Genomic DNA, 17,136 nt, shown 5'->3' with positions numbered 1-17,136 from the left:
CATTGGGCACCCAGTCTGGATGCTGCAATCGCGCCCGCATTGCGGACCTTCGCTGCGGGCGCAAAATCAGGGGCTAATCGAATTCACAATTCGCGGACAAAGCGCCAATTCGCTGCGGTTGCACTTATGTCCGCTTACAGTGCGCCAAGCTGTAGCTCGACTACTTTGATCATCTTCCGACTTAGGATTTCAGCAATCCAAATCTCAACCAAGGGAATTTTGTTGATGTTTTTGGACGGGGCTTTACAAAATCAGCCATGGCTAGCCAAGATCTTCAAACATTAGACATCGTTGTTTTGGTGAGCCCGCACTTCAATATTTCGGCGACGACGTCTTTTGTTGATCCTTTCCGCATCGCGAACTACCTTTCAGGATCATCTCGGTTCTCTTGGACCTACGCCTCTGACGTTGGTGGCCCAATTAAATCTAGCAGTGGCTTGGCTGTTGAAACCGTGCCACTTCTGAATGTGGCCAATCGCACACCATGGCTGGTTCTCGTCAGCACAAGTTGGACCCCCGAACGTCACGTGACACCTCAGTTTAAGGTCGCGCTTCAAAAATGGGATGCAGGTGGCACAATCATTGGTGGATTGGATACCGGGGGGATTGTTCTTGCGCAGGCAGGGTTGCTAAAGGGCAAGACCGCAACAGTTCACTATGAACACATTGATGCCTTCGCCGAAATTGCGCGTGACACCACGGTTTCGGAAAACACGTTCATAACGGATGGCAGGATATTTACGTGCAGCGGAGGGACCGCCGCAACGGATCTGGGATTGCGTTTTGTTCATTCGGTGTACGGTGAAAGCATCGCCAATGCATCGGCGCGATATCTTTTCCACCACACAGTGCGCGGCGAAGGGCAGTCTCAGAACCCCAAGGATATGGAACCATTGGGGTATGTCACATCTAGCATCGTCCGAGAGGCCATTGACCTGATGGAGGCGCATTTGGAAACGACTTTGTCGATCCCATCAATATCAGAGAGGTTGGGTGTTTCTCAAAGGCAGTTAAGTCGCTTGTTCCGGCAATATGTCCAAAAGTCACCGGTTGAGTATTACCGAGATATCCGCCTTGATCGCGCCCGCGGGTTGGTCACACAAACCGAGCTGAAATTCAGCGAAATTGCGCAGGCGTCAGGGTTCAATGGACAAGTCCATTTCAGCCGCGCTTATCGCAATCGTTTTGGCCTGACACCAACCGCCGATCGCGTAGAAGGCCGTGTGCCGTTCGAGTTTCGTGCGTGGCCGATGTTCAAGCCCGATATCAAGTCCGAAGGTGTCTCGTAGCTTTTTGCATTGCAATGAGCATCTCATCACGCTGCGCTGATAGCTCTTCGGTGCTTTGCCCCCGCGCTTGCGCATCCATGCCGACGACCAATTGTCTGATCACATCATCGGTCAAGCGCGGATCACCAAGATCATCCCACCAGCCATTGAACGTGTCTTTAAAGTGGTCACAGAAGGCCTGTAGGCCCCCTTTGCCTGCGCCCAAGTGAAACAGAGACGTTGGCCCCATCGCCGCCCATCGCAATCCCGGCCCGGCCCACATCGCTTTGTCGATGTCTTCGACACTTGCAACACCTTCAAAGGCCATATGGACGGCTTCGCGCCAAACAGCGGCTTGCAAACGGTTGGCGACATGTCCCGGCATGCCCTTTTTGATGCGGATCGTCACCTTGCCGATATCGCTGTAAAACGCCTCTGTGCGGTCCAGAACATCTGACCCAGTGGCGTGGTTCGCGGTGAGTTCCACCAGTGGGATAAGGTGCGGCGGGTTGAAGGGGTGGCCAAGGATCAACTGGCTTGGATTGCGCCATCCGGTCTGCAGAGCTTCCAGTGTCAGACCGGATGTTGAACTTGAGACGATGGCGTCCGCGCGCAAAGCCGGTTCAATCTCTGCGTAAGTCGCATGTTTGATCGGCAAGCGTTCTGGTACGTTCTCTTGGACAAATTGTGCGTCCGCGACTGCTTCAGCGGCTGATGATGCGAAACGAATGGCATCCGGTGTTGCGCTGTCGGTAAGCCCCAGTTCTTCCAGTGCAGGCCACGCTTTCTTAACATAAGCGTGTACGGTTTCTTCGATGTTTGGATCAGGGTCAAAAACGCTCACACTTCGGCCCGCTGCAAGGAACAATGCAGCCCAGCTTGCCCCGATAACACCGCCGCCGAGAATAGCCGTTCTTTCTATCTGTGACATCAGAACAATCCCGGATTTAGGGGAGGCCGCTGTCATGCCGCCGTCCACAGTGAAGAGCTGACCCGTCGCAAAGGATGACTCCTCAGAAGCCAACCAAAGCGCCATCGCCGCGATATCCGCAGGTTTGCCGAAACGCTTTACCGCATGCCGTGCCAACGCATCGGTCTTGGCTTGTGCTGGGTCATTGGCCAATTCAAACCCGGCGTCCAGCATACCTGTTTCAATCCACCCCGGACAGATTGCATTGCAGCGAACCGCAGGACCATGATCCACCGCGATCGAGCGGGTAAGCCCATGCACGAACGCCTTTGATGCATTGTAGAGCGCCATCGACGGATCAGCGACATTGCCCGAGATCGAACCAATGTTGATGATCGAACCGCCGGCTCGCATATGCGGGATCAATGCGCGGCAGACGTTGAAAACACCTTTGGCGTTGGCTCCCATGACCAAATCCCAATCCGCATCGGTGCTATCCACGACAGTTCTCTCGACTTGCACACCGGCGTTGTTCACGACGATATCCAACGCACCAAGGTCTTTCGCCGCTGTACCAACGGCCTTGGCATCAGACACGTCCAACGAAAGCCAGGCGGCTTCCAGACCATCGGGAGCGGACCCGCGCCCACAAGTGATGACTTCGGCACCTTCGGCGATGAAGGCATCAACAATCCCGCGACCGATCCCTTGCCGACCGCCGGTTACAAATGCACGCTTGCCAGCTAACCTCATCAGTGTGCCACCATAACGTGACGGATCGCTGTATAGGCATCCAAGGCATAGACGGACATGTCACTGCCGGTGCCAGAGCCTTTCATCGCAGCCCAAGGCATCTCGGGTGTGGCGACCCCATGCGTGTTTACCCAGGTGAACCCATAGCGCAGTTTTGAGGTCATCTGCATCGCGCGCCCGACATCGCGCGTCCACACAGATGACGCCAATCCATAAGGCCCGGAGTTGGCGATTTTCAACGCCTCTTCTGCATCTGAAAATCTTGAAACTGTCACGACTGGGCCAAAGACCTCGTTACAGGCAACCTCTGCATCATTATCGACATTTGCAATGACCGTTGGTTCATAAAAGAACCCGTTTCCGTCGCCAGCGTTTCCGCCAGACACGACCTCGGCCGCACTGCGCGCACGATCTACAAATCCAGCGACCCGATCTCTTTGCGCCGCCGAAACGAGTGGCCCCATTTCGGTTCCCTCTGCTTTCGGCGCTCCGATCTGAATTTGACCAACTTGATCGGCAATCGCCGCGACAATTTTATCATAGGCTCGATCTGCCACCATCACGCGACAGGGCTGTGCGCAGTCCTGACCCGCATTAAAATAGCTGCCATATCGGATGGTTTCAGCGACAGCATCCAGATCGGCGTCATCAAACACAATGACCGGAGCTTTGCCGCCAAGCTCCAGATGCACGTGCCTGATCTGTTGCGAGGCTGCCCGCATCGCGGCCATGCCTGTAGCAGGTGATCCGGTCACGCTGATCCCTTCCATTTGCCGGCTGTTGATCAAAGCATCGCCGACGCTGGCCCCACGTCCGTGAATGACATTCAGCACACCCTTCGGCAAAACATCTTGCAGCAACTCGGCCAGCCGTAGCGTAGAAAGCGGCGTGATTTCGGACGGCTTTAGCACGACGGGACAGCCTGCCGCGATGGGTGCGGCGATTTTCCAAGACGCCATCATCAACGGATAGTTCCAAGGTGCGATGGCAGCGATTGGGCCTATTGGATCGCGCCGGATCATTGATGTGTGGCCCGCGACGTATTCACCTGCGGCGGAACCCGTCATTGTCCGCGCAGCGCCCGCAAAAAACCGAAACACATCGATCGTCAACGGCATTTCGTCGTCATGTGCCGACGGCCAAGGTTTGCCCACATCCAGACTTTCGAGCCCTGCCAATTCTTGACTGTGCGCTTCGATTACATCCGCGATCTGCAACAAAAGTGCCGCGCGTTCTGCCGGTGGAATGGCCGAGAAGCTCTCAAACGCCTCCTCTGATCCTCGCACTGCGGCTGCAATCTGTGCATCGCTCGCCTCGCGCACCTTATGGATGACCTCGCCGGTTGCGGGGTTCACAATCTCAAGCGCTTCCCCGTCGCCTTCAACCATTTCGCCGTTGATCAACATTTTCGATTGCATGTGCGTCTCCCTAGAACCCAACCTGATCGCCGCCCTTAAGGGCAAGCCGCGCCCGTGCTTCTGACGGTGTGGCCACTGTGAGGCCGAGGTTTTCGATAATTGTGCGAATGCGGGTCACTTGTTCCGCATTTGATTTGGCCAGCTCACCTTTACCGATGAACAGGCTGTCTTCGAGACCCACCCGCAGATTGCCACCGCGCATCGCACTTTGCGTCGCAAAGGGCATCTGGTGGCGGCCAGCTGCAAGGACAGACCATTCGTAGTTTTCCGCACCAAACAGTTTGTCTGCGGTATTGTGCATGTGGGTCAGGTGATCAGGGTCGGCGCCAACCCCGCCTAGTATCCCAAAAACCATCTGGATGAAGAACGGCGGCTTGATCAGCCCCTGATCAATGAACCATTTAACGTTGTAGAGATGGCCAAGATCATAGCATTCAAACTCAAACTTCGTCCCATGATCGCCCCCCAGTTTTTCAATCGCATAGCGGATTGTTTTGAACGTATTGGGAAAGATGAAGTCTTCGGTCATCTCCAGAAAAGGACGTTCCCAATCATGCTGAAACTCGGTGTATTTCTGCAGCATTGGGAAGATACCAAAGTTCAATGAGCCCATATTCAGCGAGGCCATCTCGGGGCTGGTTGACGTTGCCGCCAGCAGTCTTTCGTCCATCGACATGCCCAAACCGCCACCGGTTGACACGTTCATGACCGCATCCGTGGCTTGTTTGATCACCGGCAAAAACTGTTTGAACAGCTCTGGTCGGGGGTCGGGTTTTCCCGTTTCGGGGTGCCGCGCGTGCAGGTGGATGATGGATGCGCCTGCCTCTGCCGCCTCGATGCTGGCTGTTGCAATTTCAGACGGTGTGATCGGCAGGTAGGGTGACATGGATGGTGTATGAATGCCGCCCGTCGGCGCACAGGTGATGATGACGGATTTGGGCATCAGAGCTTCATCTGTTGCACTTGTGCAGACAGCCCGCCGTCAAGCACCCAGAGTTGGCCTGATGCATAGCGCGCTTCATCGCTTGCCAACCAATTGACCAGGTTTGCGATGTCTGTTGGCGTGCCATAAGTCCGCATTGGATGCACATCGCGGACCGCCTTTTGCAGTGTTTCAATGTTACCGCCGCCGCCACCAGATCCATCGCCTTCAAAGAAGCTTTGCAACATCGGGGTGTCGATGTAGCCGGGGCAGATCGCGTTCACGCGGATGCCTTCTGGACCGTGATCGCAAGCCATGGCGCGGGTCAGGGCATGAACGGCCCCCTTGGTTGCGCAATAGGCGGCAAGGCCCGGATCTGCGATAAAGCCGTCGTAGGAGCCAAAGTTGATCAAGCTTGAACTACTACCCGACTTCGCAGCTTCTCGCATAAGGGGAAGGGCGTATTTGGAGGTCAGGAACGTGCCCGTAGAGTTCACCGCAAAGCTTTGGTTCCATTCCGCAAGCGTGGTTTCTTCGACCGTCTTCTCAATCTCAATACCGGCCGCGTTTACAAGGATATCAAGCTTCCCATGTGCGGCGCGGACATGATCCATCGCCGCAATCGCGTCTGCTTCTTGAGTCACGTCCAGCTTGACGAAATGGCTGCCATCGTCGTCATGCGCGGCGAGCGATCCGTGGGGCGTAAGATCGGCGGCATAAACGGTTGCACCCTCTTTCAGAAAACGCGCGACAATGGCACGGCCAATCCCGCCTCTCGCGCCTGTAACAAGGGCGACTTTTCCGTCAAGTGTCATTGGTTTTGATCCTTCATTGGCGGATAGCGATAGCGGTTTGCCGCAACCGTCCAATCCATGTTGTTGCGTACATATTGCTGGCTTGCGTCCGACGGCGGGTTGTAGTCCCAAGGCTCGCTTGCACCTGCCTCCATCGCCGCATGCAGCGCACGGCGGGATTTTTGGGTTGCAATGATCTGCTTGCGCAAGGCTTCACCGTCCCAACGCGCGGCGACGTCTTGGGCAAAGGCGCGCGCCGCCTTTTCATAGGCTGGGTCAGCGACGCAGTTGGTCGTCTCCATTGGATCAACGCTTAGATCATAGAGCTGCGGCGGATCACTATCGCAGTGGATGTATTTTAATGGACCCCGCCTGATCATGATGACCGGATAGCCGGTCATTTCAGCGCAATATTCACCAATCGCTTCGTCAACGGGATCGGCCTCACCGCGCGCCAAAGGCATCAGACTGCGGCCATCTATTGTCTCCCCGATCATGCCCATGTCGCCGCCCCCAATCTCGATAAAGGTTGGCAAAAGGTCCACCAAGGATACCGCGTTCTGTGCAGTGCCGATGGCAACACCGGGCCCTGCCATCACCAGTGGCACACGGGCCGAGTGTTCAAAGAAGTTCATCTTGTACCACAACCCACGCTCGCCCAGCATGTCGCCGTGATCTGCTGTGACAATCACGATTGTATTGTCCAGCTCGCCAGTTTCTGCGAGCGTTTGGACCAGCTCACCAATCTTGCTGTCAAAATAGCTTACATTCGCCAGATACGCGCGGCGGGCACGGCGAATTTCTGCCTCACTAAGCGGGACGTAAGAGGCTTCGATCCCATCCATTAAGCGGCATGAAAAAGGGTCCTGATCTTCCAGAGCCGGTACAAATGCCGGCATATCGACGTCATCGTCCGTGTACAGGTTCCACCATTCAGGTCGCGCTACATAAGGGTCATGCGGGTGGATAAAGCTCGCGACCATCGCAAAGGGCGCATCCTGTCCAAGCGCCTTGTCTCGGGCCGCATCAAAGAGCCAACGCTTGGCTGCAAAGCCGACCTCGTCATCATAATCAATCTGGAACGTTGCATGGGCCAAACCGCTCTCTTTGACGGTTTGCATGTTGTGATACCATTTATCGATCCGCTCATCCGGCGCTTCCCAATCAGGTGTCCACGCAAAATCCGAGGGGTAGATGTCTGTTGTCACCCTATCTTCAAACCCATGCATCTGATCAGGGCCGACAAAGTGCATCTTGCCCGAGAGGCAGGTTCGGTAGCCGAGTGATTTGAGATAATGCGCAAACGTCGGCACGGAAGCTTTGAATTCTGATGCGTTGTCATACGCCGCGATCCGGCTGATGTGTTGTCCCGACATAAATGCAAACCGCGAAGGCGCACACAGGGGTGAGTTGCAATAGGCGGCATCAAAGCGCATCCCGCGCGCTGCTAACGCATCAAGATGCGGAGTTTTTGCGACTTTATGTCCGTATGCCCCTGTGAAGTGCGGAGCCAATTGATCCGCCATGATCACAAGGATATTCGGACGCGTCACGCAGCACCTTTGGCATAGGCTTCCAGCACAAGACCGTGGAAGTGATGCACGGCATGTTCGGATTTTCCTGATCCATCCGGGTCATTGACGATCCGGCCTTGCGTGAAAGCAGGTGTGCTCATCCCGCGCTGCACGCTTTCGACCAAACCTATGTCCTCGACCTGCAGCACCTCGTCCAGATAGCGAATGGCGTCCAGCTCCATCGCGTCTGGCTCTGGTGTTTCAAGGAAGAAGTCATAGGTTTCTAGGGTTCGATCGGGGCCTACGGGAATGATGTTCAACACAATCATGCTTGACCGTCCGGGATAGCGCATCAGGCACGTTGTCGGATAAAGCCACCAAACGGCATGCGTCTTAACGGTCGCGTTCGAGACATCATAGGCGGCATTCGGGCTATTGCCTGCATCGGCCATGTGGCTGGAATAGATGCCGTAGGTCGTAACCTTGTAGGTATCCATATCCACCAGATCGCAGAAGTCCTTGTGCGCCGTCGGGCAATGGTAGCATTCAAGGAAGTTATCGACGACGTTCTTCCAATTGGACTTGATGTCGTAGGTCAAACGGTGCCCGAAAGTCAGTTGATCAACATCCGGTGCCCAATGGCGCACTTCGGTTTCCAAATTCCCGGACTGCTCAGACAATGACGCAGCTTTGGGGTCTAGATTGACGAATACAAATCCACAAAACTCTTCGACCTGCACCGCATCGAGACAGATTTCGTCAATGCTAAAGTCGTCAAGGTTTTCTGTATGAGGTGCGCGGGCCAGTTGCCCATCAAGTTTGTAGACCCATGCATGGTACGGGCACATGATCCGCGACGTATTGCCTTCACCGGAGAGCAATTCATGGGCCCGGTGTTTACAAACATTATAGAAGGCGCGAAGCGTGCCTTCTTTATCTCGTACCACTGCGATAGGCTGGCCCGCTATTTCAACGGTGACGAAAGAACCTGGTTCACGTGTTTTTTCGACATGACACACCCATTGCCAAGTTTTTGACAGGACTGAACGAAGGTCAGCGTCAAACCATTTGTCTTCGGTGTAGGCTTCTGCCCGTAAAGAACTGGAGCGCGATGGATCTTGATCATATCCAAGAGAAATTGATTCTGAATCTGTCATGTTGTCCCTCCCACGGTCATGACAGGTTATTTCAAGTGCCGCTCTACGATATACAAAATTGGTCACTGGCTTAATCTTTTTAGACGCAAGCATCCCCACGGCAACCAACCCAGAGGTCATTCTCACCCGCGTAGAACAAGACTCCGATCGCTAATGAAAAGCGGTCGTTCGCGCACGCTGCAGCATCTGGAACTTTGGGCTCTGTGCCGCCATTAGATCGACGGCAGCATGTCCGCTGGATCATTAGCACAACCTAGGCAAGGGCGGCCCAGACCCGACATTCAGCCAACTGTCCGGATGCTGCGGTGCCGCCCGTCAGAACGGACTTTCGCTGCACGCGCATAATATTGTTAGAAACAATGAACTGATTGTCACGCAGCAAAAAAAAGGCGGACACGAGGCCCGCCTTCGCGATGACATAGGCCTGATTTTCAAGCCAGAGCTGCGATGTTATTGAGGCCCAGTTCATAGGTCTTGCCGAGCATACGGTCCATAAACAGGCCGAAGATGCGGAAGACGGGGTTGTAGCCCATGTCAGAGGTCACGGTCCATGTGACGTGGGATCCGGCACCATCTGACTTAGCTTCAATGGTTTGAACCGGTTTGCCCATCGCGCCGAGGTCGATCAGGTGTGTGACGCGCGTGGCGGTGACATCGGTGACGGTCTGTGTGCCTTTGCCTTCTTTACCTTCAAAGCTGAACCCTGAGCCAACGCCTTCGGCCGGACCAAAAGGCGTGACTTTCAGATCTGGGTCTGTGGTGCAGTAGGGGTTGAAGGTCTGGAAGCCGGAGGTCGAGGCCACGCGCGCGATGACGTCCTCGGGGCGCATGGCAACATCTGCTTGGCGGGTGACGATGACTTTGCGGGGCAGCATCAGAGCGATCAGGGCGATGGCGGCGATAATGGTTGTGATTGTGTAAACAATGGTCATTGGTCTGTTCCTTTTCTCTGTTGGCTGGAAGTGTTTTTCTTCCCTTCTGCCCACACGACGAAGACCAACGCCGCTAATCGACACCTCATGACATTTTTTTTCGTAAATCTTCGATTTTATTCTCAAGCCACAATTCAGATGGGCGATCTGTGCAAAGCGCACGCGCTTTTGCGTAGGCCTCCGCCGCGTCTGCGGTCCGTCCAAGCTTGGCTAGGCAGTGCGCGCGTATAGCATGGTATGGTTGGTAGTCCTGCAATCCGTCGTATTGGATGACATCCAGCATCTTCAGCCCTTCGGCCGGTCCCGCATCTTCGGCCACGACAGCCGCACGGCTCACGGCCCCGCCGATCGATGGGTAGGCCTGCATCAGTCCGGCGTAGAGTTGCGACAACGCGCGCCAATCAGTTTTGCCCGTAACAGATCTGGCCGCGTGCACAGCTTGAATAGCAGCCTCCAGCTGGAACCGACCGGGAATGCTTTTCGGCGCGCGTTTTAGCGAGGCTTGGGTCAACACACTCACCGATCGTTCGATGAGTCGGCTGTCCCACAGGCTGGTTTCCTGCTCTGGCACAGGAACCAAGACGCCATCGCTAGTCCGTGCATCCCGTCGCGCTTCAATGAAGCCAATCAAAGCCGTCAGGCCAAGCGTCTCGGCGTCCTCGGGCGCCAGTTCGGCCAGTATATTCGACAAAAAGAAGGCTTCGTGGCTGATATCGCCATCGCCCTCTAGCCAATCGACGGAATAGGCCCCGTACACAGCTTCAAGGACGGCCACCATACGGTCGGGGTAAGCTTCGGGTTCCGGCACGACAAACGGAATACCGGCGGTTTTGATCTTCTTCTTTGCGCGGACAAGCCGCTGTGCCATCGTTGCCGGCTTGACCAGAAAAGCCTTAGCGATCTGCTCTGCCTCCAACCCCAGAACGGTCTGCAACATCAGCGGCGTGCGGATGCCTTCGTCAAGGGCCGGATGAGCGCAGACAAAAAGCAGCTTGAGCCGGTCATCCAGTTGCGCCTCTTCGGGTTCTATTGCGTGTGCGTCGGCCATATCATTTGCCTCATCTGTGATGACCAAACGGGCATCACGGCGCGCCTGGTCGATGCGTCTGTTCTTGGCCACGGTCAAAAGCCAGGCCTCGGGTTTGTCGGGAATGCCGCGCTCCGGCCAGGTTTTCAGGGCAGCCACAAAGGCGTCAGCGAGCGCGTCTTCGGCAGCAATGATGTCACCGGTCTTGCAGGCCAGCATCGCAATCAGTTTGCCGTAGACGGCGCGGGCGACATCTTCCGCCCGCGCCTGTGCGTCGGTTTTGCTCACACGCTGCCCATGGCAGAGGCGCGGATTTCCAGCTTGCCATAGTGAACATGCGGGCATTTCTCGGCCCATTTCATCGCTTCATCCAGGTTCTCGACATCAATGGCAAAGAAACCGCCAAGCGTTTCCTTTGTCTCGGCAAAGGGGCCATCCTGCACCCGTTTTTCGCCACCAGCCAGTGTCACGGTTGTCGCTGTGTCCGCCGGGTGCAGCCAATCGGTATCAATGAACACGCCAGCTTCTTGCAAGGCGCCGATATATTGGCCGTAAATTTCCTTGGACTTTGCCCAGTCCTCTTCGGTCATGTTGGCGGCCATTGCAGGGTCGGAATAAAGAAGAAATGTATAACGCATTGTTTTAGTTCCCTTGTTGGTTGTGAGGATTAAGCCGCAACGTCGGCGATGTTGGCAAGGCCAAGCTCAAAGTTCGGACCGATCATACCGTCCATGAACAGACCCATCACGCGGAAGACCGGGTTCATTCCAAGGTCCATGTCCATGCTCCAGGTCACCTGCGTCGCGCCATCAACTACCACGGTCGAGATCGCCTGCGTCGGCTGGCCCAATGGGCCGAGATCAAGGTCAAAGACGACCTGATCGGCTGTGACAGACGCCACTGTCTGCTGGCCCGCGCCGTCTTTGCTTTCAAAGGAAAAGCCGGAGCCGACGCCTGAGGTCGGACCAAACAATTCAACCCGAAGGTTCGGATCGAGGTCCTTGTAGGGGTTAAAGGTTTGATAGCCAGTATTGGACGCGGCCAGTTCAATAACAGCTGCCGGGGCCGCATCGATTACGGCGGTGCGTTCGATGCTAACGTGGCGTGGTAACGCCAAGGCGGCCACGGCAAGAGCGACGACGCCGCAAGCTGAGTAAGTGGCGATTTTCTTGATTTTCATAAGTCTGTCCTCTCGTCTGTGTTGGAGAAGGGCTCTATGCCTCTTCACCCACACGACGGACGAGAAACCCGCCAATCGACACCGAGCAGAAAAAAGTTTGAGATTTTTTGATCGGCCAATGAAGGACATTAACTTCCTCGCTGAGAAGCTGCGGAAGCAACGCGCATCGCGGACATTCGCTGCCGGCGCTCATTTCCCGACATGGATCGCAGCTTCGCTTGCTCTATGGGCAGTCCTTCGAGTTTCCATTCAACCAACGCAAAAAAGCCACCAACATGTTACTTCCGCTGATTTGTTCTATTGCGGACACAATAATCGCCTGAAGCACGGAATTTGAACTTAGATTTGACATGAATCGGTGCGAGACATCGCCACTGTGGCGGCGATGCAGAGCAAGCCAGTTCGCGAAGCTGTCGGCATACCGGAAAATTCTGAGCTATGAGCATATGATTAAAGTTACGAATTTCAGCAAGCAATACAAAGACTTCTCGGCGGTGAAGGACCTCAGTTTTTCGGTCGAGCCAGGTCAAATCCTCGGATTGCTCGGGCCAAATGGGGCGGGCAAGACGACCACCTTGCGTACACTGTGCGGAATTATCCCGCCCACCTCCGGGAGCCTTTTGGTCGCGGGCCATGACGTTGTCCAAGCGCCAATCGCGGCCAAAAAGAACCTCGGCTATATCCCTGACGATCCACGGCTCTTTGACACGATGACAGTTTGGGAACACCTGGCGTTCACCGCGGCGGCTCACAAACTCTCACACTTCGAAAAAGATGCCGAAGAGCTCCTCGCGTCATTCGAACTCACGCACAAACGCAATACGCTCGTCCACAACCTGTCGCGGGGTATGCGGCAGAAGGTGGCAATCGCCTGTGCCTTTTTGCATGATCCAAAAGTGATCCTCTTCGATGAACCCCTGACAGGACTAGACCCCCAAGGTATCCGAGGAATTCAACAAGCGATCCGCGACCGTGCGCGGGCTGGCGCTTCCATTATCATTAGCTCGCATCTTTTGAGCTTATTCGAGAATTTGTGCACACATATCATGGTGCTCAACCTTGGCGAGTGCCGCCGATTTGGCACTATGGAAGACCTGCTGAGCGAAGTCGGCCATACAGACAGCACCTCAGCCCTTGAAGAAGTTTATTTCTCAATCACACAAGGGTCGGATCAGACCTCAGAGTCGGCGGCGGCCTAAAAAAATGGATGCCGCACTTTGCCAACTTCTTGTGTTGCGACTGCGTGGCGGTCTGCGCCAGCGTTTGCTCCAGTTAGCAAGCGTGCGTGGTCTGCTTTTCTCTCTCGCTTTCGGGGTGATCATTTGGTTTTTGATCGCGTCAAACGGCTCCCCAGACACGAGCTTTTTAGGTGCCGCTGCTCTGGACCAACAAGCACTAAGAGAGCAGATCATAACTTATATGCCGCTCAGCATGCTCGGACTGTCACTCCTCACCGTATTGATGACAACAGGTCCCACGTTTCATTTCTCGCCGAATGAAATCAATTTTCTCTTTACCGGACCATTCCGCCGACGGGATCTGATCCTCTATAAGTTTGGCGCTTATGCTGCCGGGGTCACCTTGACGAGCGTGTTCATCACGCTCATTGCACCGCCGCAAACCGGATCGGCTCTGTTAGTCTTTATCGCCACGTTTCTGACGCTCGTGTTTGTTCAGTTGAACAGCGCTGTTATCGGAATGACCGGGCATGTGCTCGACGGAAGTAAGCTTGCAAAGATACGATGGCCCGCAACGGTTTTGCTGTGCGCAATAGGTGCAGCAACCGCGCTTTACGCATGGATGACGCCCGATCGCGGCCTTTTCGACCTTTTGTCCGAGTTCCGGCACTCATGGATCGGGACCATAATCTTGCTCCCCTACATCGTATTTGCCGAACTCTACGTAGCGCCATCATTTTCACAGCAAGCCCTTTGGGCGCTGGTTGCGCTTATCATCAATGCGGCGCTGTTGCACGCTGTCATCGTCCTTGATGCACGCACAACCGACCGCTCGCTCGCGGAAAACGCCCGGCTCAGCAACCGATGGGAGCGCATCAAACAAGGAGGATCTTTTTGGGCCACACAGCGGACCGAGGTGCGCTCGATCCGTCGCGCACCAATTTTAGGCGGCTTGGGTCCCATCGCCTGGCGTCAGGCCCTCAATGCATCGCGGAACTCGTTCAAACTTATCGCAATATTTATCGGTCTCGCCGCCTCTATCGCGCCGATTTCTTCGGCATTCGACGCGCCGATCACACAACCACAGACTATGATGATTATCTATATCTTCATCGCCTTCATCCTACCTCGCAATATTGTCTGCGATTTTCGCGGTGACCTGAGCCGGATGGAAATCTACAAGACACTGCCTATCGCTCCCTGGCGCATTTGCGCTGCCCAACTCGTAGTTCAGACACTTCTAGGCTATATCATTGCCTTGACAATTATAGTGAGCGCACTTGTCTTCGAGGAAAGGGTAACGATGCAAGTTGCCTTGGTAGTTACAGCTTTTGCATTGCCCCTGACTTTTCTTATCTATGCCATCGAAAACACTGTACACCTTCTGTTCCCTACAAAGCTAGTTGCTATGGGACGGGCAGACTTCGAGTTTCTTGGTCGCTCAATCGTCGAGTTTATCGCAAAAACGATTTACGTTTTCGCTGCTTTGACGGCATCAGTTGCCATGGGGCTAATCGCATTCAAAAAGATGGGAACCTCATTCGTTCTGCCTGGAATTATCAGCTGGCTCATACTGACATTGATTGGACTTCTGACACTGGTCGCACTGCAATATGCTTTCCAGCGCTTCGCGGTCGCAGAAACCATCGACTAGCTTCGGCATTTTGTCTTTTTTTGTCGGAAACGGCGTGACGCTACATTATACTTGATGAACTCTCCTGCAGCTCATTAGTAAATGAAATGAAGTAGTTAGCGACCCCATGCAGCTCAGTGAAGTTCACGCGACTTGCTTGGAAGGCCCTTATGATTCCATTTCACCATACCCGCTCAGGGCGGTGAGTTCACCGTTTTCGAGAATGCCAACTTCGGCATCGAAAAGGGCGAATTTGTCTGCATCCTGGGCCATTCTGGCTGCGGCAAGTCCACGATCATGAACATCCTTGCGGGTCTTTCGGACCCCACCAGCGGAGTGGTCAAAATGGACGGCTACGAGGTTTCGGGTCCGAGCCTAGACCGCGGAGTGGTGTTTCAGAATTACTCCCTGTTGCCATGGCTGACAGCCTTGAAAAACGTGACCTTCGGTGTCGCCGCGCGCTTTCCCGATTGGAGCAAGCAAAAGGTTATCGACCATTCCACGGCTTTTCTGGAAAAGGTCGGCCTGACGGGGGACGCGATCCACCGCAAGCCCATTCAATTATCTGGCGGCATGCGACAGCGTGTGTCCATCGCCCGCGCCTTTACGTGACCCATGATCAGGTCGAAGCGATGACCATGGGCGACCGGATCGCAGTTGTGAACCAAGGCGGTATCGAACAGGTGGGAACACCGCTTGAACTTTATCGCGACCCCAACAACATCTTTGTCGCGGGCTTCATCGGCTCCCCACCGATGAACTTTCTGCCCGCAAAGGCGCAAGGGCATAAGGCGACCACGTCGGATGGACAGCAGGTGACAATTCCGGTGGAGGCACAGGGCGACGTCATGATCGGCCTGCGCCCTGAGCACATCTTCTTTGACAAAGAACCGCATCATCAAACGCTGAAGGGCAAGGAAAGCCGGCATTTTGATCTGGGGTCGTCGCTGCAATATTTCTTTGACCTTGATGGTGAAGAGATCGAAGTCTCCGCCAGCGGGGCCATTCGCGATCACGTGGGGGTTGAGGTGGAAATCCACTTTGACCCACAGGATGTGCTGGTCTTTGGTCCTGAAGAGGCGCGGATCCGTTAATTGCGCCCCGGGCGCTTGCGCCGCTTATGCGCGTTGGGGATACCAGCAATCCCGCGATATTTCGCAACAGTACGACGTGACAGGTGAAAATCGAGGCTGGCCATCTGCGCCGCCAATTGTTCATCCGACTGCGGGGCGCGGCCATCCTCCGCCGTGATCAGGGTCTTCAATCGCCGGATCGCCTGTTCCTGCGTGCGTTCCCCACAGGCGCTGCTAATATCGCGGGCCAACAGATCATTGGCTGTGATGACGCCGCGCGCTGTTTTGATGCGACACTCCCGCAGGGCCCTGCTGATGGTGCTTTTGTGCACGCCAACCTCCGCCGCCAGCATCGCCATGGTCAAGGGGCGCTTATGCATAGGATGTCCGGTGCGAATGAACTTGTCCTGCATCGTGGCGAAAGCCCCCCAATCGTAAGCAGCGTATTTGCGCGTTTCTGAAACGCCGCCACCACCCGGCCTGCGGTCTGATAGCAGTCGCGGTAATAGGCCTTGGCCTCATCATCCAGCACGACCTTTTCTTTGGTTGAAAACAGGCCGTCATCCAGCAGCAATTGGGGCACGGCGGCTTCGTTCAGGCTGGCTTCGATGGTCCCGTCATCATCTTCGGCCAACAGCAGATCAGGCTCCACCGGCAGGCTGAGCGTTTCCTGCTCGACGGCCATAGGCGCGGCGCAGAGGTCACGAATGTCGGCAAGCATGTCGACCGCGTCTTCCCGGTCGACCTCCAACTCGGTGCTGATATCGTCGACCGACTGGCTTGCCACCAGATCAAGGCGGTCCAGAAGTTTTGCGATGATCGGGTCAAATCTGTTGGCATCCTCAAGCTGCAGGCGAAAGCAATCCTTAAGCGACCAGGCAAAAAGCCCGACCGGCTCAATCGCCACCTGCAATTGCGCCACCACCCGGCACAGTCGGACCTCATGCACCCCCAGAAGGTCAGAGAGTTCTTTTGGTGTGTCCGCCAACAACCCATAGTCGTTCAGGCTATGAACCAGCTCGCGCGCGATTTCAGTGTCGCCGGGTTGTTCGAACCGAATGAGGCCGATCTTGGCGTCAATCTCCTGCCGCGGGTCATGTATGTCGGGCCGGTCAGCGGGCATTTCGTTACTGCTGCCCGCAGCTTTGAGCGGAGGCAGGACCTTGAGGTAAGGGTTACGTCGCGCTTCTTTGGCGACCCACGCGACAGCATCCTGCTGACCCAGCGACAAGACCTGCAGCGACAGGCGCATGCCCAGCGTCAGGCTGAGCTCCTGCGTCATCTTAGGTGCCTGGATCTGGCGCATCGCCTCCCCCTTTTTCCGCTACAAAACTACCCAAGACCTCCAAATGGCACAAGTGTTGCTTCCTGCGTTCT

At 55.3% G+C, this 17,136-nt stretch carries 17 protein-coding genes; 5 read left to right on the top strand and 12 right to left on the bottom strand.

Translation table 11 applies throughout. From position 1 onward, the window contains the following. Positions 1 to 257: 257 nt before the first annotated feature. The gene (locus ACZ1G7_RS18835; RefSeq protein ID WP_472660911.1) at positions 258 to 1,289 is read left to right on the top strand and encodes a GlxA family transcriptional regulator; all 1,032 of its coding nucleotides are present in this window, start codon (positions 258 to 260) and stop codon (positions 1,287 to 1,289) included. On the opposite strand, the gene ACZ1G7_RS18830 is transcribed toward ACZ1G7_RS18835, so the two are convergent. The 10 genes from ACZ1G7_RS18830 to ACZ1G7_RS18785 form a co-directional block, all read right to left on the bottom strand. Further along, positions 1,267 to 2,931, bottom strand: coding sequence for an SDR family oxidoreductase (locus tag ACZ1G7_RS18830; protein WP_472660910.1), 1,665 nt, complete (start codon positions 2,929 to 2,931; stop codon positions 1,267 to 1,269). The genes ACZ1G7_RS18835 and ACZ1G7_RS18830 overlap by 23 nt on opposite strands. Next, the gene (locus ACZ1G7_RS18825; protein WP_472660909.1) at positions 2,931 to 4,349 is read right to left on the bottom strand and encodes a gamma-aminobutyraldehyde dehydrogenase; all 1,419 of its coding nucleotides are present in this window, start codon (positions 4,347 to 4,349) and stop codon (positions 2,931 to 2,933) included. The genes ACZ1G7_RS18830 and ACZ1G7_RS18825 overlap by 1 nt, the downstream gene beginning before the upstream one ends. Positions 4,350 to 4,359: 10 nt before the next feature. Next, positions 4,360 to 5,292 (bottom strand): 3,5-dioxohexanoate:acetyl-CoA acetone transferase, encoded by a 933-nt coding sequence (gene kce / locus ACZ1G7_RS18820; protein WP_472660908.1) that lies wholly within the window; start codon positions 5,290 to 5,292, stop codon positions 4,360 to 4,362. Beyond that, positions 5,292 to 6,086, bottom strand: coding sequence for an SDR family NAD(P)-dependent oxidoreductase (locus ACZ1G7_RS18815; RefSeq protein ID WP_472660907.1), 795 nt, complete (start codon positions 6,084 to 6,086; stop codon positions 5,292 to 5,294). The genes kce and ACZ1G7_RS18815 overlap by 1 nt, the downstream gene beginning before the upstream one ends. Continuing rightward, positions 6,083 to 7,591 carry a choline-sulfatase gene (gene betC / locus ACZ1G7_RS18810; RefSeq protein WP_472663764.1) on the bottom strand — a complete coding sequence of 503 codons (1,509 nt, stop codon included), beginning with the start codon at positions 7,589 to 7,591 and terminating at the stop codon, positions 6,083 to 6,085. The genes ACZ1G7_RS18815 and betC overlap by 4 nt, the downstream gene beginning before the upstream one ends. A gap of 23 nt (positions 7,592 to 7,614) precedes the next feature. Next, entirely contained in the window at positions 7,615 to 8,736 is a 1,122-nt protein-coding gene (locus ACZ1G7_RS18805; protein WP_472660906.1) for an aromatic ring-hydroxylating oxygenase subunit alpha, read from the bottom strand. A 431-nt stretch (positions 8,737 to 9,167) separates the two neighbouring features. Then, positions 9,168 to 9,668 (bottom strand): SRPBCC family protein, encoded by a 501-nt coding sequence (locus tag ACZ1G7_RS18800; protein WP_472660905.1) that lies wholly within the window; start codon positions 9,666 to 9,668, stop codon positions 9,168 to 9,170. Between the two features lie 85 nt (positions 9,669 to 9,753). Beyond that, the gene (locus ACZ1G7_RS18795) at positions 9,754 to 10,983 is read right to left on the bottom strand and encodes an RNA polymerase sigma factor (RefSeq protein WP_472660904.1); all 1,230 of its coding nucleotides are present in this window, start codon (positions 10,981 to 10,983) and stop codon (positions 9,754 to 9,756) included. Then, the gene (locus tag ACZ1G7_RS18790; protein WP_472660903.1) at positions 10,980 to 11,333 is read right to left on the bottom strand and encodes a YciI family protein; all 354 of its coding nucleotides are present in this window, start codon (positions 11,331 to 11,333) and stop codon (positions 10,980 to 10,982) included. The genes ACZ1G7_RS18795 and ACZ1G7_RS18790 overlap by 4 nt, the downstream gene beginning before the upstream one ends. 29 nt (positions 11,334 to 11,362) lie before the next feature. Then, a complete protein-coding gene (locus ACZ1G7_RS18785; protein WP_472660902.1) occupies positions 11,363 to 11,875 on the bottom strand; it encodes an SRPBCC family protein in 513 nt (170 codons plus the stop codon). A gap of 446 nt (positions 11,876 to 12,321) precedes the next feature. Here ACZ1G7_RS18785 and ACZ1G7_RS18780 point away from each other — a divergent pair, with 446 nt between their 5' ends. The 4 genes from ACZ1G7_RS18780 to ACZ1G7_RS18765 all read left to right on the top strand — a co-directional run bounded on the left by ACZ1G7_RS18780 (position 12,322) and on the right by ACZ1G7_RS18765 (position 15,780). Beyond that, entirely contained in the window at positions 12,322 to 13,074 is a 753-nt protein-coding gene (locus tag ACZ1G7_RS18780) for an ABC transporter ATP-binding protein (RefSeq protein WP_472660901.1), read from the top strand. A gap of 4 nt (positions 13,075 to 13,078) precedes the next feature. Further along, the gene (locus ACZ1G7_RS18775) at positions 13,079 to 14,707 is read left to right on the top strand and encodes a hypothetical protein (protein ID WP_472660900.1); all 1,629 of its coding nucleotides are present in this window, start codon (positions 13,079 to 13,081) and stop codon (positions 14,705 to 14,707) included. A gap of 165 nt (positions 14,708 to 14,872) precedes the next feature. After that, entirely contained in the window at positions 14,873 to 15,298 is a 426-nt protein-coding gene (locus ACZ1G7_RS18770; protein ID WP_472663763.1) for an ABC transporter ATP-binding protein, read from the top strand. Then, entirely contained in the window at positions 15,295 to 15,780 is a 486-nt protein-coding gene (locus ACZ1G7_RS18765; RefSeq protein ID WP_472660899.1) for a TOBE domain-containing protein, read from the top strand. Before ACZ1G7_RS18770 ends, ACZ1G7_RS18765 begins: the two co-directional genes overlap by 4 nt. Here the strand turns inward: ACZ1G7_RS18765 and ACZ1G7_RS18760 are convergent. Further along, complete coding sequence (locus ACZ1G7_RS18760) at positions 15,777 to 16,139, bottom strand: RNA polymerase factor sigma-54 (protein WP_472660898.1); 363 nt, start codon at positions 16,137 to 16,139, stop codon at positions 15,777 to 15,779. The genes ACZ1G7_RS18765 and ACZ1G7_RS18760 overlap by 4 nt on opposite strands. After that, the gene (locus ACZ1G7_RS18755; protein WP_472660897.1) at positions 16,121 to 17,065 is read right to left on the bottom strand and encodes an RNA polymerase factor sigma-54; all 945 of its coding nucleotides are present in this window, start codon (positions 17,063 to 17,065) and stop codon (positions 16,121 to 16,123) included. Before ACZ1G7_RS18755 ends, ACZ1G7_RS18760 begins: the two co-directional genes overlap by 19 nt. Positions 17,066 to 17,136 lie beyond the last annotated feature (71 nt).

It is taken from the genome of Litoreibacter sp. JB4-2 (assembly GCF_055693445.1).
Note: the sequence above shows the minus strand (reverse complement) of the source record. Positions and strands in the feature narration are given on the sequence as shown.

What these genes read in the sequence shown, in the direction of transcription:
- ACZ1G7_RS18785 (WP_472660902.1), bottom strand. Translation starts at nt 11,875, where the DNA reads ATGAAAATCAAGAAAATCGCCACTTACTCAGCTTGCGGCGTCGTCGCT.
- ACZ1G7_RS18780 (WP_472660901.1), top strand. Translation starts at nt 12,322, where the DNA reads ATGATTAAAGTTACGAATTTCAGCAAGCAATACAAAGACTTCTCGGCG.
- ACZ1G7_RS18760 (WP_472660898.1), bottom strand. Translation starts at nt 16,139, where the DNA reads ATGCATAAGCGCCCCTTGACCATGGCGATGCTGGCGGCGGAGGTTGGC.
- ACZ1G7_RS18755 (WP_472660897.1), bottom strand. Translation starts at nt 17,065, where the DNA reads ATGCGCCAGATCCAGGCACCTAAGATGACGCAGGAGCTCAGCCTGACG.
- ACZ1G7_RS18815 (WP_472660907.1), bottom strand. Translation starts at nt 6,086, where the DNA reads ATGACACTTGACGGAAAAGTCGCCCTTGTTACAGGCGCGAGAGGCGGG.
- ACZ1G7_RS18830 (WP_472660910.1), bottom strand. Translation starts at nt 2,931, where the DNA reads ATGAGGTTAGCTGGCAAGCGTGCATTTGTAACCGGCGGTCGGCAAGGG.
- ACZ1G7_RS18835 (WP_472660911.1), top strand. Translation starts at nt 258, where the DNA reads ATGGCTAGCCAAGATCTTCAAACATTAGACATCGTTGTTTTGGTGAGC.
- ACZ1G7_RS18805 (WP_472660906.1), bottom strand. Translation starts at nt 8,736, where the DNA reads ATGACAGATTCAGAATCAATTTCTCTTGGATATGATCAAGATCCATCG.
- ACZ1G7_RS18825 (WP_472660909.1), bottom strand. Translation starts at nt 4,349, where the DNA reads ATGCAATCGAAAATGTTGATCAACGGCGAAATGGTTGAAGGCGACGGG.
- ACZ1G7_RS18775 (WP_472660900.1), top strand. Translation starts at nt 13,079, where the DNA reads ATGGATGCCGCACTTTGCCAACTTCTTGTGTTGCGACTGCGTGGCGGT.
- ACZ1G7_RS18790 (WP_472660903.1), bottom strand. Translation starts at nt 11,333, where the DNA reads ATGCGTTATACATTTCTTCTTTATTCCGACCCTGCAATGGCCGCCAAC.
- kce (WP_472660908.1), bottom strand. Translation starts at nt 5,292, where the DNA reads ATGCCCAAATCCGTCATCATCACCTGTGCGCCGACGGGCGGCATTCAT.
- ACZ1G7_RS18800 (WP_472660905.1), bottom strand. Translation starts at nt 9,668, where the DNA reads ATGACCATTGTTTACACAATCACAACCATTATCGCCGCCATCGCCCTG.
- betC (WP_472663764.1), bottom strand. Translation starts at nt 7,591, where the DNA reads ATGGCGGATCAATTGGCTCCGCACTTCACAGGGGCATACGGACATAAA.